Genomic DNA, 17,140 nt, shown 5'->3' with positions numbered 1-17,140 from the left:
GTTTGCTTTTTAGGATTTACTAAAGGATGATAAAAATTTCACCCGGTCTCCCATTGGAGGCGTCTGCTCATCAATAAGCTGAATCTCAAGCACAGCCGGGCAATTGTCTGAGCATAGATCTCTATAAAGATCCGGAGTAATATCCTCCATGCTGCGGACAGTAGCATATTTTACCCCCATTTGTTCTGCAATAGCCGCTACCGGAACCATCGATTGTTCAAATCGATCGTGCATTCTGCCGTATTGAAGCCGGTGGCCGTGATACACCATTCCGAGCCTTGCGTTATTCATCACGATAAACAAAATAGGCAGCTGGTACTCTTTGGCTGTGAGCACTTCCATCCCATGCATAAAGAAGCAGCCATCTCCCGTAATGCTTACCACCGGGCGCTCAGGATCTGCAAGTTTCACTCCAAGGGCATTGGAAATTCCTGAACCCATGGCGCCAAAATGTACATTGATGTCATACGTATCTGGTTTTTTTACGTCCATGTAATGAATCACATAGCTCATAAACTCTCCGATATCCACCGTAAAAAGCGTATTCTCTGGCACGTGGGACTGAAAACGCTGGAGCACGTTTTGCGTTTCGTATTTTTCGTTTACTGCTTGTGGAGGAATTTTTGCCCGCTCCTGACTTTTTTTTCCGGCTGCCGGCAGGCGAAGTTTATTGTTTATTTCCAGGATCGTTGTCTGGGCGTCGCCAAGCAGAGAGAGATCTACTTTATACTTGCGGTCAAACACCGTCGGGTCATGATCGAGCTGGATGACAAACCGATCAGCAGTCAAAGCCGGATTCCAGTTGTTTGTGGCCGTTTCCCCAAGGCTTGAGCCTATAATGAAGATAATGGAATTCTCTCTGTCTTCCATTACTTCTGTGGCTGTTTGATGGCCGGCAAAACCGTAAACACCACGTGCATTTGGGTGATCTGTCGGTACAAGCCCTTTAGCCTGCGGTGTAGTAACCACCGGCCAGCCCAAATAATCCACCAGATTCATGATATCCGGCATTGTGTCTTTAGCACCCTGTCCAAGGAAAATGATGCCCTGACGGTTACTCGAAAGTATACGGGTCGCCTCCGACACGTTGCTTTCAACTGGTGAGAGCCGGCGCTTGGCCGGATATTCCAGCAGCTCAGTGCTGCCTTCAAGCATAGATAATTGAATGTTGATCGGAACCGCTACGTGCACTGGTCCGGGTATCCCGGCGAATGCTTTGCATACTGCTTCCTTAAATACTTCACGCACTTCGTGGATGCTCTCCACCCGCCGGCTGTATTTAGCGACCGGGGCAAACATCGGAACAACGTCAAGCTCCTGGGAAGCATTCAAGCCTACTGTCGATGTTGGCACAGAGCCAGTTATAAACAGTACCGGGGTCTGCTCTCTCATTGCATTTGCTGCACCAGAGAGAAGATTCGTTGCCCCGGGGCCGCTGCTCGCTATACAAACTCCAAGCTTATCCGAACGCTTCGCGTAGGCGGCAGCCATATATCCGGCTGCCCCTTCATGTTTTGTAATAATTGGCGTAATATCAGCGTGCTCATACATTTTATCAAAAAGAGCATTTACCGATCCCGCCGGAATACCGAAGACGTAGTCCAGTCCACCCTGCCGCAAATAATCAATTATCCACTGAGCTGCTTTCATTCCGTTTATCCCCCCACTAATTTTTACTAGTTATTACAAAATTCAGGAATTTTACTTGCCTGTATTGGTTTACTATACAGGAAACCTTGAACTAAATCACATTTATTTGCCTGCAGGAATTTCTGCTGTTCAAGCGTTTCAACCCCTTCAGCAATCACATGAAGGCCGAGGCTGTGAGCAAGAGCAATAATCGTAGTTGTAATAGGGGCGGAGCTGTTTTCCGTTTTAATGTCATCAATAAATACTTTATCAATTTTCAGCGTATCAATTGGAAATTCCCGGAGGTACTGCAACGAGCAGTAACCGGTACCAAAATCGTCTATCGAAATGCGGACACCGATGCTTTTAAGCCTTCTCATTGTTGTAACTGTTTCTTCCGTATTCAGCAGCAGCGTATTTTCCGTAATTTCAATTTCTAAAAATTCTGGTTCTAGCCCTGTGCGGGCAAGCACTTCTTTCACAGTCTCCACCAGGCTTTCCCGCTGAAATTGCTGCGCGGAAATGTTTACCGCCACCCGAAGACTGCAAAGTCCCTGGTCATGCCAGCTTTTTGCCTGAGAACACGCCTCATTTAAAATCCATTCGCCGATAGACGTAATTAAGCCAGTATCCTCAGCTATCGGAATGAATTCCGAAGGAGGGATTTTTCCGTAGACGGGATGATTCCATCGCACAAGTGCTTCTACCCCTGTGACAATGTTTTTACTTAAACGGACCTGAGGCTGGTAAAATAATTCAAGCTCATTATTTTCCTGTGCCCGGTATAAATCATTTTCAAGCCGGATTTTTTTCATATCTGGTCCCATTTGCTCGGAAGAAAACGCCCGGTACGTATTGCCGTTCATTTCCTTTGCTTTATGCATTGCCGAATTGGCGTTCTGAATTAAGTCATCTGCCAATTGTCCATCAAGTGGAAAGAAGCTGATACCAATACTCGGTTTCACATACACTTCTTCTCCTTCAAGGTAAAACGGATTGCGGAACACACGCAGAATATGTTCTGCAGTAGTCGTAGCCTGGGCCATGTTATCCAACCGGGGAAGAATTAAAATAAATTCGTCTCCTCCCTGGCGGGCAACAGTGGCAGCTCCGCTCACCATTTCCTGGAGACGGTAGGCAACTTCAGTTAATAATTCATCTCCACCGGCATGGCCGAAACGATCATTAATTTGTTTAAAACGATCCAGATCGAGAAACAATACGGCCATTTCCTGGTCGTGCTCTTTGGCTTCCCGGAGCGTCTGGCTCAGACGGTCATGAACGAGCATCCGGTTGGGCAGGCCGGTGGTACCGTCGTAGTAAGCGTAGTACTCAATGCGCTGCTCCATTTCTTTTCGCACCGTTACGTCCCTGACTGTCAGTACATACCCGACTACTGCGCCTTCTTCAATCTGGCTCGAAATAGTGTATTCAAGTGTTACCAGCCCTTTTTCAGGATGACTCATATATGCTTCCCCGCTCACTGGCTGAATGGAATCTGAATTCAGATAAGAAGCGAAAACATCAGAAAGAGCTTCTTCTTCATTTTCTATATGATCAAGAATCTCTTCATAGGACTGAATGCTGTGGAATAATTGGGTGTCTGTTTCAAGCATGTGTTCGGCGGCTTCATTGGAAAACATGACAGTGCCTTCCATCGAAAAACCGATAATCCCTTCATCTACCGTATTCATGATCAATTCTTTTTCTGTATTGACCTTGCGCATTTCTAAAATCAGCCGCTGAAGCTCTTCATTTTTACTTTGTATTTCTTCTGTCCGGCGTGCAATGATGCTTTCCTGGCTTTCAAGGTTGTATAAATGAATGAGTACAGGTGCAGTCGCATTGACAACTGACTCCACCCGGCGCTGCTGGGCTTTTGTATACCGGGCCGGCTTTTCACCGAGGTGGGCGACAACGATAACGCCGAGTACCCGGCCGACAGAAATCATTGGCACCATAAAAATACTCTTGATGTTAAAAACGTCACAGATTTCCTGAAATATTCTGTTCTCCTGGGCCACATCCTCTACAAATAACGATTGCTTTGTTTGAACTACCTGTTGGAAAAGCTCGTCGTTCGTCTGGTCCATCTGCATACGTTCGTGAATGTTTAACCATTCATTCTGTTCGAAATCGCTTTTACGGCTGAGCTTTGAAGGCATAACTGTTTCTTTAGAAACGGGATCAATGATATGCAGACTCACATTGTGATTATGAAGCTCATCACCTATATGATTAAAACAAACATCAATCGCTGAGTCAGACGTCTGTGAATGTGCGAGCTGTTCCATCACTTCGATGAGCGTCTGTTTTTCGTGCAGGAGTTCTTCAATGTTATGCATCGCCTGGCTGTTACGAATCGCTACCGCAGCCATGCGTACATATGCTTCCACTGTTTCTATTTCAGATTCTGTTAAATTCATTGGGACCCCGTAATCAAACAAATATACGAGCCCGAATAATTCGTCCCCGTGAGAAATCGGAACTGTAAGCATCGACCGGATCTGAAAGAAATCGATCGTTCTGGCATCGGGTCTGTTATCTTTGGACGTATCAGCAATATAGATCGACTGCCTTGAGCTGATTACTTCACGGGCCAGGTGGTCCACCTGAGGATCAACTACATGCAGGTCTATAGTCATACCGCTCAGTACTTCCGGCTTGCTGACGTAACCTCTGTAGCGCTCTCCATCCTCCGGGAGATAAATACCAACCGCATCGCATTGGATAATTTCTTCTGATATAGCTGTTACGACGTGTTCAAGGAGTGTTTTAATGTCTAAATTGGCATTGATCAGTCGTGTAATCCTAGCAAGACGCGTATAACGATTGTGTTGTCCGTTTGACATCGAATCGCCCCTGTCTGTCGATGATTCAAAAGCTTTACCTTTATTATGCACTAATATTTCAATAGCAGGAAATTTTTTTCTTTATTAAAGTCCTATTTTTCTCTGCTATTCCCCTGTTATGTAGAAGACGTTTCATTTCCCGGAGGAAAAGAATACGCCTCATAGATCTCTAGCGGACCTTAATGACTATTTTACCACGAGCACGGCCTGCTTCGCTCTCTTTATGTGCAGATCGCAGCCCTTTTTCTGAAAATTTGTGCCTGCTGTTGATTTCCACCTGCAAAGCGCCTTTATTATACAGTGAAGTTAAGCGTTGGAGCTTTTCGCCTTCTTCCTGCAGCCATACGAACTGGGCAGTAACTCCAGCTTCTTCTGCTTTTTCCTGGGAAGGCGGCGCAGCTATCGAAGCAAGTCTTCCACCGGGACGGAGCACCTGGAAGCTTTCCTCGTGCACACTTTCTCCTACTGTATCTAATACCATATCATAGTCTGAAATTACATCCACCACATTTTCTTCTTCATAATTGATCGCCACATCGGCACCCATCTGTTTTAAGAATTCCTGGTTTTTTGCGCTTGCTGTAGCTGCGACATAGGCGCCCGTATCTTTAGCCACCTGTATCGCAAAATGGCCGACACCACCGGAACCTCCCTGAATAAGGACTTTACTGTTTTGAGTGATTTCTCCAAATTCGAGAAGGCATTGCTGCGCCGTCATTCCGGCGAGTGGAATGCCCGCTGCCTCTTCGTAGGACATTGGCTCGGGAATGGCTACTAATAGGTCCTCATCCACCACTGTCTGTTCTGCATAAGTACCGCGTGCCGTCAATTTTGGCCGTGCAAACACTCTATCCCCGGGTCCAAAGGAGGTTACGTCTTTTCCAACTGTGCGGACGACCCCTGCTACGTCCCATCCTAAAATAATAGGAAATTCGAAAGGAATATCATCTTTCATGTAACCTTCCCGAAGTTTCCAGTCGATCGGGTTGATGGACGTTGCATATACATCCACGAGCACCTGTTTGTCCCGGGGAATTTCCGCTTCCATTTCTCTTTCCACTAGTTCTTCGGCGCTTCCGTACTGTTCGATTACAATTGCTTTCATTATGAGCCTCCTCTCCTACATTCCTCATACCTTTTACTTCTTTAAATAAAACACGTAATAAAAAACCGCCGCACCTCAAGGCGCAGCGGTCAGGGAACAGGATATGCGATAGTAATTAGTGGGACGTTATCCGCCTGCGTACAAGTAAAAGAGCTCCCAGTCCGGCGACTGCTGTTCCCGCCAGGGCCCAGGCTGGTTGATTTGTAGCTGTTTCCGGCATTTCGCCGCCTTCTTCTGCAGATTCTTCAGTCATATTTTCATCGGAAGCTTCTGTGGAAGCAGCTTCTTCTTCAGTAGTCGTTTCTTCTGTAGTTCCTTCGTCGGAGGAAGAGGTTTCTTCTTCTGTCATGTTTTCTTCTGTAGTAGAAGTGGTATCTTCTGTAGTGTCATCATCGGTATTAGTAGTGCCGCCGTTGGAACCATCTTCACATGGAATGCCGTCTCCATCACGGTCTAATCTTTCCGGATCATTATTGGCACTATACCCCATTTCATCCCAATATTGTTCTGCTTCTGCTTGAGTAGGGAAGTCCGGATCGCAATCCTTATCTTCTACCGCTGCTGCCGGCGCGGAAATCCCCAATGAAATTACCCCTGCGCTGAATAGACTCACTAGCCATTTTTTTGACACACAAATTCCTCCTTATTTAAGTACATATACCTATCCCCCTACTATTATCTTAGGCAATAATTTGTGAAATAACAATATTTTTTTGTATTATATGTAAATTTGATTTACATATAATACAAAAATCCCTCCTGCGGAATTTACACAGGAGGGGTCTCTTTTCAATTTTTATTCATTCCGCGAGAATGTCTTTCACCGGCTCTAACGCAGCGTGAAGCTCTTCATCCACCTCGGGGAAGGCCCGTGTCCAATGCAGGAAACCGTGAATCATGCCTTCTGCCCGGCGCAGGCTGACCTGTCCGCCCTTTTGATCAATGGCTTTGGCAAACGCCTCTCCTTCATCCCGCAGTACATCATTTTCTGCAGTAACGATATGCGTAGGCGGAAGTTCACCAAGACGTTCAAAGGCCAGCGGGGCAAGATGCGGGTTATCTTCGTCTTCCCCATCAGCGTACTGTTCCATAAACCACTCCAGGTCCCGGAGCGACAAACCGTACCCACCGGCAAACATATCAACCGACGGAAAATCATGCTCCCCGCTGACGCTTGGATAAAAGAGCAGCAGGGAAGCGATTTTAGGGCCGTCTTCCTGCAGTACCCGTATAGCAGTTACAGCCGCCAGGTTACCGCCGGCACTGTCTCCGGCCAAAGCGATTCTTTCCGCATCCAGATTATGCGGCTCAGCGTTTTCCACCAGCCACAATAATGCATTGTACGCATCCTCTGGCGCTGCCGGAAACGGATGCTCAGGTGCAAGCCGGTAGTCCACGCTCACAACCGCGCAGTCCGACTCTTTAGCGATAGTCCTGCAGATATGGTCGTGGGTGCCAATATTTCCAATCACAAACCCACCGCCATGATAATAAACCATGGTTGGGTAGCGATCCATTTCCGTATCAGGATAGTAAATCCGAAGCGGGATCTCACCGTATTCCCCCGTGGTCATCACATCCCGGAGACCGCCGGCTTCATCAACGTTTACATGTGAAGTTATAACATCAATGCTGTCGTTAAACTGGCCCCGGGCTTCCACCGGAGTCAATTCGTGTATCTGCATCATGCTTTCCTGTTCTTCCAGAATTGCCTGCAGTTCTTCATGTACAGCCATATTATCCGCCCCGCTTACTCTTCTGTTGCATGGATCGCATGTTTTTCATTCAGCTCATCATAATCGAGCTGAAGCAGCTGCAGCCAGTCCTGGACATATTTTTTGGCATTGTCCCGTTCGAACTGTTCCCACTCGCTTTCGAGCCCGAATTCTTCAATCTTTTTTTCGAAAGATAAAAACCGGTCCTCTTCCTCCAAAGCTTTTTGCAGCGTATTTTCTTTATCGTCCGGCTGTTTTGAAGCAAATTCCTGCATCAGACGCGTACTTTCTGCTTTCGTAATCGTCGGAATTGCCACTAGGTTGGCGCTCTCCTCCGAACTCCAGGAAAGCGGCGTGTCTTCAGAAACCGTTTCTACAAAGACGAGCCCAAGCTTTTTATCCAAAACGAACATGAACTCATCAAACTGCTGTAGGTATGCTTCTACTAAATCGTCCATCAATGCCATGTTATTCGTGCCCCTTTTTCTTGATTTCAATGCTTTCCGTTAATTTCGTTTTTACCTCGGGCCATTCCTCTTTTATAATGCTGTAAACTGCCGCATTGCGCACACGCCCGTCCGGCAGCATACGCTCATTGCGCAGAATGCCCTCCTCGGAAGCGCCCAGTTTTTGAATGGCTTTCCTGGCGGCTTTGTTTTGTTCATCTGTTTTAAACTGTACACGAACAACCCCCAGAGTTTCAAACGCATATGTGAGAAGTAAATATTTACACTCCGTGTTCACGCCGGTGGAACGCACGCTTTCACTGTAATACGTAGAACCAATCTCAGCTGTTTTCCGGGGCATGGAGATATCATACAGCCTGGTTGATCCGACAATTGCCCCGTCCTTTTTCCGCCTTACAATAAACGGCTCTGTATCTCCCTGCTGATGCAGCTTAAGAGCCTCTTGAACAATTAGCTTCATATCCTGTTCATTATGCATCTTTCTCGTCATGTATGTCCAATTGGACGGCTCTGAAGCAATCTTAAACAACGACTCCGTATGTTTTTCTTCCAGCAATTCCAGCTCAAACTGCTCACCTGTCAAACGCAATGTATTAGCTCCATTTCCTTTAATGAGATATATTCATCATATCATTCTAAGCCTTTAGCCCAAAGTGAAAAGCAGCACCCCTCGGGATGCTGCTTACTCGGTCACTGCCCGGACAGCGCTTTGCTTTTCAAACCCCTGGTTCCGGAACGCTTTTTTTTCTTTCGGGGTAAAAGCATTATATTCTTTTAAGAAAGCTTCATATTGTTTTAAAATTTCAGAAGCTTCTCCTTCCGCCCTTATTTCGCCAAATTCAAGCCAAATTACTTTATTGCAGAATTCTTTCATCTGTGTCAGTGAATGACTGACAAAAAACATGGTTTTGCCGCGCTGCTCGAATTCATGCATTTTATCCAGGCATTTTTGTGCAAAGGCTTTGTCTCCTACCGATAAAGCTTCATCTACAATAAAAATATCAGGATTAACAGTAATTGAAATAGCAAAGCCAAGTCTCGACTTCATCCCGCTCGAATATGATTTCACCGGCTGGTCAATGAACTGTTCAAGTTCGGAGAATTCAATAATGTCGGGCTCCATTTGCCGGATCTGCCGCTTGGAAAAACCGAGCATCAGGCATTTCAGCTCAATGTTTTCCCGTCCTGACAGCTTTCCGTTCAAGCCGGTGGAAACGGAAATCATCGCGGCTTCCCCGTTCGTTTTTACTGACCCCTTCGTCGGCGGAATAGTTCCGGCAATAATGTTGGAAAGAGTTGATTTTCCGGACCCGTTAACCCCCACGAGTCCAATAATATCCCCTTTATCTGCCTTAAATGAAACGTTATGGAGCGCGTAAAATTCTTCGCCGTAGCTTTTTGGCAGAAGAAGATCCTTCAACCGCTCGGCGTGCGTATCATACAGCTTGTATTTTTTTGAGACATTTTTCACTACGACGGATTTTTTCATTTGCTTTCCCCCGTCTCTATCCTCGTTGTGTATTTTGTAAAACCATCTGCCCGGCCAGCTTACAGAAAATCCACAAAATGCCGGCGGAAACGCACGTGCAGTACGGCGCCAATACTGAAAAGCACGAAAACCAGCGCCCAGAAATACAGCGTATAGCTGGCGTTGGTGATGAAATACCATTCCCCGTAAAAGAAGCTCGCCCGGTACCCCTCCACGAGATAATACATAGGATTGATTTTCATCACAGGAATCAGCCAGTCAGGCAGACGGTTGTCCATCGGCCACAGTATCGGGGTTAAATACAAAAACACCCGGATGGAAGATTGGATAAACACTTGGAAATCCCGGACAATCACTGTGAGCGTGGAGGTGATCATTACCACGCTGATGACAAGCATAATAGCTGCCACAAGAAAATACGGGATCTGCAGGTAGTAAATGCTGATCGGGTGCCCGGCAAACTGCATGTAAACGATCGTAATCGCAAGCAGCGCCAAATGCGGAAAGAGTCTTGAGATTACTACATAGGCCGGGATGATGCTCGTCGGAAAGTTCATTTTGGAAATCATTTTAATCTTTGAAAAGATAGCTTTTGATCCATTAGTTACTCCCGGCTGGATAAAAAACCATAGTATAATGCCCGCAAGCATCCACGTCAGAAAAGGAATACCATCAACATCGCTCCGCTGACGGATGCCGTAGCCAAAAGCAAACCAGTAAATAGCGATAAACAGAAGCGGACTGATGATTTCCCAGAATGAACCAAGATAATTACTTTTGTTTTTAATTTTTGTTTCATACACCGCCAGCCGGTTGATCAGCGGAATGCTCGTCCATAATTCTTTCGCTACGGTTAGTACTGCATTCATATCGTTTCCCTCTTTTATCCTCTGCCCAACTAGTTAATTTGCGTTGAACACTTTTTCCACTACGCGTTTGGCAGCATAACCGTCTTCCCATTGATTGAATTGCTTTTCAAAATCGGCCACTTCTTTATGGTAACGTTCGCGGATAGTGCCACTGTTTTTAACCTCTTCAATAATTTCTTCGGTATTCATGACAAGCGGTCCCGGTGCTTCCTGTTCAAAATCAAAATAGAAGCCGCGCAGCTTGTCGCGGTAGCTGTCGATATCGTACGTATAAAATATCATCGGGCGTTTCAAAATGCCATAATCAAACATCACCGAGGAATAATCGGTAATCAGTACATCACTGATTACATAAAGGTCCCGAATATCCTCATATGCAGAAGCGTCAATTGCGAAATCTTCGTATCCGGTCACATCCAGATGGTCAGAAACAAGGTAATGCAGGCGCAGCAGCAGTACATACTCGTCTCCAAGACGTGTTCTCATTTCCTCAAGATCCATGGAAAGGGTGAATTTGTACTTCCCAATAAAGTAGTATTCATTATCTCTCCACGTCGGAGCATACAAAATGACTTTTTTGTCTTCCGGGATACCAAGATTTTCTTTAATCTTCTCCATATCTGCACTTGAATAATGATGCAGGTAGTCATTTCTTGGATAACCAGTTTCAAGCAGATTATGCTTGAATTCAAATGCTCTCCGGAAGATTTGGGCGGAGTAAGGATTCGGGGCTACCAGGTAGTCCCAGCGCCCGGCTTCAAACAGAAAGTTTCGTTTGTATTTTTCCGTCGTCGTGCCCGGCATGGTTACTTCGTTCATGTCTTTAGCAAGTTTTTTGAGCGGCGTGCCGTGCCATGTTTGAATATACACCGTTTTATCCGGCTTGGGGATCCACTTTGGCAGTCTGCTGTTAAACACCCAGTACCGGGCGCGCATCAACACAATAAACCACCGGAAAGAAAAACGCTTGATTGTTTTTAATCCCCGTTCTTCAAAAAGCTTTTTGTAACGGTGGTCAATGCTCCAGTAAAAGCGGAGCTTCGGATAGTCCTGCTGCATCTGTTCATAAATGGCCCGCGGGTTACAGCTGTACTGTTTGCCGTAAAAGCTTTCAAAAACAATGATGTTTTCGTTTTTGGGAAGCTTTCCTAGTACTGAGAGCACCGCTTTATAGAAGTTTTTACCGTTGCGGAGCCTTTTGATTTTTTTCCATCGCTTCTTTGTCCGTTTTTTTATATTCTGCCACGAGCGTTTAAATTTCTTTTTATATTTTTTCGTCCATTTCTTTTTTGCCATTATCGTCCCTCAATTTTTTAAAAGTTTATATTTTAGATGCTTTGAAGCATATCCTTTTCCATTCTATCAAAAAAGAGCTTAACAAAAACGACAAACTTACAAAACAGGTTTAAGTTTTTGTAAATCATTGTTTAATTTTCATCGCAACAAAAAAAGGGAGAGAACAACTCTCCCTCCCTGTCTGCTCAGGTTCTCCGCTTAGGAAGGCGAAGCCTTTTTGAGTGAAGTTTAATAGTTTACGAGCAGTAATTCTTGTTTAATTTTTGTCGTTGAAATATCCGCAGTACGCGGCAGATACACTACTTCACAGTACGGGCGGAGAAAATCGAATTTCCCGTGCCAGTCATCACCCATCACGAATGTAGTAATGTCATGATCGAGCACATCATCGATTTTCTGCTCCCAGTTTTCTTCCGGGATGACTTCATCTACATAACGAACCGCTTCCAAAATCAGCTTACGCTGCTCGTACGTGTAATATGCTTTTTTGGATTTCAAGTCATTGAATTCGTCTGTCGATATTGCTACCACCAAATAATCTCCAAGCTCTTTTGCCCTGCGGAGAAGATTAATATGCCCCCAATGAAGCAAATCGAATGTGCCGTAAGTCAATACTTTTTTCATAGTAGTGCCCCCCTATATTCCGTTAATTTTTACTCTGTATTTTATTCTTCTACACAAATAATTTCCTCAACAAATTCTTCATTAAAAATTTACATTTATCAACTTGACGCGTTAATTGTAACACATATACCTTGCCAAACATGTCGTCTAATCGTGGGAAGTGGGGCCAACTTTCTATAAAACTATGTGACAGAAGGCACAAGCTTTACATCTTTTCACACATTTAAAGATATTTTAATATAGTTTATGAACAGTCGAATCCCTCAAAAACGGAAAAGCGTGCCCCGCTCCGTCATCTGTTTTCTTTTTCAAGCTCTTTGGCGGCCTGGAAAATGCGTGCGGCGTTCTGTTTGTCAGAATAGCTAAAAATCATCCTCCTGTTTTCACTGACAGCTTTCTTTTCAGCCCACCCTCGTTTTAAATGGCGCCGCAGACTTTTTAACAGCTCTTCTTCAGAATGCACCACATCCCCAAGAAAAGTCTCTTCCAGTGGCCGGAGACTTCCTCCCTGGAAAAACCGCTTCGTATCAAAATGATAATAGATGACGGGCTTCTGCATATATGTGAAATCGAACGAAACGCTTGAGTAATCAGTAATCATCAGCATACTTTCCTTTAACAGCTGCTGGACCGTCTTTTTACCCAGTTTAACTATTTCAATTTTTTCACTTTTGATTTTATCGAAAGCATCCGTATATTGCTGCATGCGGTAGTGCGGATAAAACTGCAGCACGACATCGTTTTTTTCTAAAAACCGGTGCAGCTTCGGATTTTCCAGAAAGCTTTTGTACCGGCGATAATATTCTGACTCCAGAAAGGCTTCTCTAGAATGCAGCCACTCCCGCCAGGTCGGAATAAAAACAATTTTCCGCTCTGCCGGTGGGCCTTCAAGGAGATTATCAAACCTCGACAAGCCCGTCACCTGCACTGTCTCTTCGTCGTAATGCATTTTTTTCATAACCATTCTCTTTTCACTTTTCGAGCTTACACAAAATAAATGAAACGGATATTTATAATATTCCTGGTTATATTCTACACGCTTGCGCCCAAGAACACCGTGCTGCAAAAAAACTCGCAGGCCATGCCGATAGGATTCCATCAATGTTCCTTTAAACGGAAGAAAGTATTCGATATCATGCGATCCGAAAAAGGCAGTTGCCCGCAGGCACACCTCCACATGCTCATCGCTTCCAATAATCAATACATTTCCGAGCTCTTCCACGGCTTCCCGGTCCATAGAGTCACTTTCGATAGCATAGTACACTTCTATTTCGGGATGAGCTGTCCGGCAGTATTTGAAGAAATGATATCCTGTATCCTGCGCGGTGTCGGGACGCTCTCCCACCACCCAGACTCTGGATTGTGCCCCGGCTTTTTTCATCTTTTCATTTTCCTCCTGCAGCTTTAGAAATTGCCTGCGCGGATATGTTATTGTTTCAATTTTTACATTGCCTCTCGGGGTGTAGGTAACGTACCAGGAAATTGCCTGCTCTCCTTCTTCAAGCACATAGGAATGCAGAATTTCATCTTTATAATAAACAAAATCTTTTTTCCCAAGCTTTCGTTCGTGCATGAATTCCCCGGCATGCAGACGAATATGCAAATCCAAAACGGCTTTGTCACTGTGGAGCCACCGAAAATCTTCAAAAGCCGCTTCCGCTTCAAATTGTATCCAGTTATTTTTCAGGTGTTGGCTTTTGATAGAAAAGTGATGCTCCTCTTTTGTTTTCCGGTTTTTCACTACTACAGATGCTTGCTGCCTTGGCCGCAGATTACGTGTTAGTGTTGTAAAACGAGCCTGCCCTTCAATAATGAATTTCCCGTTCTTTACCTTCATCGATGTAATGTCCTTGGCAATATCGATTTCATCAATGGAGAAAGCAACACGTTTGCTTGTTGTACGGTAAAACTGGTGACGATAAATTTTATTCTGATGATACCATTCGTGCTTTGTATTTTTCACAAGTTTTCTATTATTGGAACGCAGCCGGTAGTCAATATCCTCTTCATCGCTTCTCACACGGAGATAGAGATCGGATCGACCGAGCCGGTAGGGCGCCCCCCCTGTGCCTGCTTCATTTTTAAATAAATCCATCACTTCGCCGTGAAAGACGTATTGCGCCCGTTTGGAATGAAGCTTATACATATGCACAGGCACAACAGCCTCTTCGTTGGTGTCCCGGTTTTTCCAGACGAGCTGCCAGGCATCCGGAGTATAGCGGTTCCAGTAAAGCGTACCCCGGAAGTGAATGCTTCCCTGCTCGTAGCTTGCCCGCACCGTATACAGCTTAACGTTTTCCGTCTGAATCATGATTGAAGCTGAATAATTCTGGGTGCGGTACAGCCGGAAGCTGACTGCTCCTTTTTCATAGTGCGGGGCATACCATTTGGATGCTTTTGCTATATCTTTAGCTGGCATATGAAGACGGTGCCTCCATAATGGTTTATCACCGCCATCTGCGATATAAAAATCCCATACCCCTGTGAAATGGCTTGAAGGATCAAGCTCAACGACTGCCGACCACCATTTATCGCTCTCCCATTCAACAGGGTAGTAATATTTCTGGGATTCTCCGCGCTTTTTCAGTATCAGCTGAAGCTTTGACTGCCAGCCGTTTGCTTCAAGCAGATGCCTGGGAGCCGTACCGAGCAGCTTCCACCCGATGCTGACTTTTTCTACATCCATCAAGTACGCCGGGAAAAGTTTAACTTTTTTTCCGGACGGCCTGGTAACCCTCAGTTCCAGGTTGTTAAATTTGTTGACCACCGGCCTGAACAGCCAACCCTTCTCATTTACACCAATCGTTCCCTTCTGCAGCCAGGTCGTCCCGCTCCGTCCCGTTTTCAGACGAAAACGAATGCCTTCCTGGCGGCTTGAAAGCACGGCAAATCCGATGGCTTTAAATGGCACAGCGGTGTCCAGCTTCTCGAACAGGACGTACGGCACAAAGCCTTCAAATGTCGAAAAACTCCGTCCGTTTCGCGTATCTGCCGCAAAAAAACGAAGCGGCACCCTGATCCGGTTTTCCCATTCCGGTCCCGACGCCCATTCAATAAAAGAGTACTCTTCTTCAATACGCTTTGGCAGCCGGTCATTGCCAATTTCAATGCGAATCGTTATTCCATAGTCATCTCCAAGCCATTCCTTTGCCCGGCAGCTGTACTGCTTTTCCTTCCACGGGGATTGTCTCTTTTTTAACTGCTGGACCGGTGTCCGGTAATGCGTTTTTATTGTTGGGGCTTTCATCTCGACGCTCTCCTCTGTCATCAAACTATCTGTACTATGTAAAATGCGGACTTTGGGAAAGTCCGCATTACGTTTTGTATTAGTATAGCATACGCGTATTAGTAGCTTCTATAAGCGGAACGCTGTGCGTATGTTTCAGGCACCCGGGCTTTCCACGCAAAATCATCCTCCGCATGATCATGACGCCTAGGCACCCACTTCTTCCCAATAATCATCGTCTCCGGCCGTTCCTTTGTATACTGCTTCCATTCCGGGATTCCAGCGTGCCCGGGATTTCCCTCACTTGCGAAACGCACCCAGGCGTCCTGCATGCGTCGGGTGAGCCCCGGGTTTTCGTTTATTCCGAGCAGCGTGCGGTTCCGAAAGGAAAAGGCTGTTTTAACTGTGTTAAACAAATATCCCAGCTCCAGGCCATGACAGGCTTTCAACCAGCGGGCTTCCACGCTGAAGCGGTACTGGTACACTTTGCCTCCTGCTTTAGAATAAAGCTCGCTCAGTTCCGTGTGATAAAGGCGGAATGCCCGGTCTGTAAACATTTGCATAAAAATCTTCGAGCGGCTCCATTTCGGATATCTTTCCTTATAGTCCTGGTAAACCGCCATTGTGGTTTCCTCTGACATATGCCCGTATTTTCGAAGATAAAATAATACGTATGTAGCTACTGAATGTTTCTGTCGCAGCTCCGGAATCAACAGCTTAAAAAAATGCATTTCGTTGGCGTTTGAGCCGTGAAGCAGCTGTACTTTTCCTGCGTTTTCCTGAATAGCCCGCTTTACGTCAAACGGAATAATTTCTCCATCAGTCGTTGGGGCAAACATCCTTGACCCATTGTACGGGCCGTTGGAGGTGAAGTTTTTGTTTACAAATGAAACAGTGGTTTTTACCAGGCTTTCCGCCGGAATGGTGCAAATATCATTCATGGAATGCAGGCCGAGCTTATAGATGAGCTGGTCGGAAATATTTGCCGCGTCCTCAACCGAACGGCCAAGCCCGGTAATCACCCCGCTTTGAGCAATTACTTTCTGAAAAAGCCCCCGGGCAGCAGGAGCTGCAAGAAGCGCTGTTACGCTGATACTGCCCGCAGATTCTCCGAAGATAGTGACGTTACCGGCATCTCCGCCAAAGCTTTCAATATTTTCCTGCACCCACCGGAGTGCTTCTATCTGGTCAAGCAGGCCGAGATTTTTCATGTAGGCTTTTTCCGGCCCGCATATACTTTCGGCATCCAAAAAGCCAAATATGCCAAGCCGGTAATTAATGCTGACCATTACGACTTCTCCCCGGGCAGCCAGAGATTTTCCGTCATATAACGCCTCCCGGTTCGAGCCGCTATTAAATCCCCCACCGTGAATAAATACCATCACCGGCCGCCGGTGTCCCGGCTCTTCATCCGGTCTCCAAATATTTAAGTGCAGGCAGTCCTCCGATTCCCTCCCCTTTTTAAGACCTTCCACGGACTGCGGGCAGGCGGGCCCGTACTCTGCTGCATTATATACTTTCATCGCTCCGCCTAAGCGTTCCGGTTTTTTGAACCGCTCCGCTTCTGCGTATTTTATTCCTAGATACTCCTGGACATGTTTGTATAAACAGCCTTCGTAAATCCCTGCGGGCGCATGCAGCCGCACACTTCCTTTTGATTTTTTCATTTTATCCTCCATATATTTAAAAGCGTTGGACTTATCCTGTAGGTTCTAAATACGTGCCTTTCCTGGGATTAGTCGACAGAACAACCCGCAGGTTACACATGAGTAGTTACATATTTTTACAAATTTTTAATTATCGTTGTCTTATTTATTACTGTTACTTCCGCTTCTTTTCCCCTACAATCAATAAAAAACTGCAATGCT

Annotated in this window: 13 protein-coding genes; all 13 read right to left on the bottom strand. The window is 45.7% G+C overall.

What is annotated here, in order from left to right:
* Positions 1 to 9 precede the first annotated feature (9 nt).
* Positions 10 to 1,650, bottom strand: a complete 1,641-nt coding sequence (locus tag ACTTK6_RS10680; protein ID WP_462833423.1) for a thiamine pyrophosphate-binding protein — start codon at positions 1,648 to 1,650, stop codon at positions 10 to 12.
* A 26-nt stretch (positions 1,651 to 1,676) separates the two neighbouring features.
* Positions 1,677 to 4,481 carry a bifunctional diguanylate cyclase/phosphodiesterase gene (locus tag ACTTK6_RS10675; protein ID WP_462833422.1) on the bottom strand — a complete coding sequence of 935 codons (2,805 nt, stop codon included), beginning with the start codon at positions 4,479 to 4,481 and terminating at the stop codon, positions 1,677 to 1,679.
* A 169-nt stretch (positions 4,482 to 4,650) separates the two neighbouring features.
* A complete protein-coding gene (locus ACTTK6_RS10670; RefSeq protein WP_462833421.1) occupies positions 4,651 to 5,586 on the bottom strand; it encodes an NADP-dependent oxidoreductase in 936 nt (311 codons plus the stop codon).
* 115 nt (positions 5,587 to 5,701) lie between these two features.
* Positions 5,702 to 6,217, bottom strand: coding sequence for an excalibur calcium-binding domain-containing protein (locus tag ACTTK6_RS10665; RefSeq protein ID WP_462833420.1), 516 nt, complete (start codon positions 6,215 to 6,217; stop codon positions 5,702 to 5,704).
* 169 nt (positions 6,218 to 6,386) lie between these two features.
* Entirely contained in the window at positions 6,387 to 7,322 is a 936-nt protein-coding gene (locus tag ACTTK6_RS10660) for an alpha/beta hydrolase (protein ID WP_462833419.1), read from the bottom strand.
* A gap of 14 nt (positions 7,323 to 7,336) precedes the next feature.
* Positions 7,337 to 7,768, bottom strand: coding sequence for a UPF0158 family protein (locus ACTTK6_RS10655; RefSeq protein ID WP_079474262.1), 432 nt, complete (start codon positions 7,766 to 7,768; stop codon positions 7,337 to 7,339).
* Between the two features lies 1 nt (position 7,769).
* On the bottom strand, positions 7,770 to 8,357 hold the full coding sequence (locus ACTTK6_RS10650; protein ID WP_079474261.1) for a GNAT family N-acetyltransferase: 588 nt from the start codon (positions 8,355 to 8,357) through the stop codon (positions 7,770 to 7,772).
* Positions 8,358 to 8,450: 93 nt separating this feature from the next.
* Positions 8,451 to 9,257 (bottom strand): teichoic acids export ABC transporter ATP-binding subunit TagH, encoded by an 807-nt coding sequence (gene tagH / locus ACTTK6_RS10645; protein WP_079474260.1) that lies wholly within the window; start codon positions 9,255 to 9,257, stop codon positions 8,451 to 8,453.
* Positions 9,258 to 9,316: 59 nt separating this feature from the next.
* Positions 9,317 to 10,126: an ABC transporter permease gene (locus ACTTK6_RS10640; RefSeq protein WP_079474259.1), complete on the bottom strand. Its 810-nt coding sequence runs from the start codon at positions 10,124 to 10,126 to the stop codon at positions 9,317 to 9,319.
* Positions 10,127 to 10,159: 33 nt separating this feature from the next.
* On the bottom strand, positions 10,160 to 11,422 hold the full coding sequence (locus tag ACTTK6_RS10635; RefSeq protein ID WP_462833418.1) for a CDP-glycerol glycerophosphotransferase family protein: 1,263 nt from the start codon (positions 11,420 to 11,422) through the stop codon (positions 10,160 to 10,162).
* 228 nt (positions 11,423 to 11,650) lie between these two features.
* Positions 11,651 to 12,046 (bottom strand): glycerol-3-phosphate cytidylyltransferase, encoded by a 396-nt coding sequence (gene tagD / locus ACTTK6_RS10630; protein ID WP_079474257.1) that lies wholly within the window; start codon positions 12,044 to 12,046, stop codon positions 11,651 to 11,653.
* A 292-nt stretch (positions 12,047 to 12,338) separates the two neighbouring features.
* Positions 12,339 to 15,293, bottom strand: coding sequence for a CDP-glycerol glycerophosphotransferase family protein (locus tag ACTTK6_RS10625; RefSeq protein ID WP_462833417.1), 2,955 nt, complete (start codon positions 15,291 to 15,293; stop codon positions 12,339 to 12,341).
* Positions 15,294 to 15,391: 98 nt separating this feature from the next.
* Positions 15,392 to 16,939 carry a carboxylesterase/lipase family protein gene (locus ACTTK6_RS10620; RefSeq protein ID WP_462833415.1) on the bottom strand — a complete coding sequence of 516 codons (1,548 nt, stop codon included), beginning with the start codon at positions 16,937 to 16,939 and terminating at the stop codon, positions 15,392 to 15,394.
* Between the last annotated feature and the right edge of the window lie 201 nt (positions 16,940 to 17,140).

Source organism: Marinococcus salis (assembly GCF_054971365.1).
The sequence above is the reverse complement of the archived record's forward strand: the minus strand, read 5'-3'. Positions and strand labels throughout refer to the sequence as shown.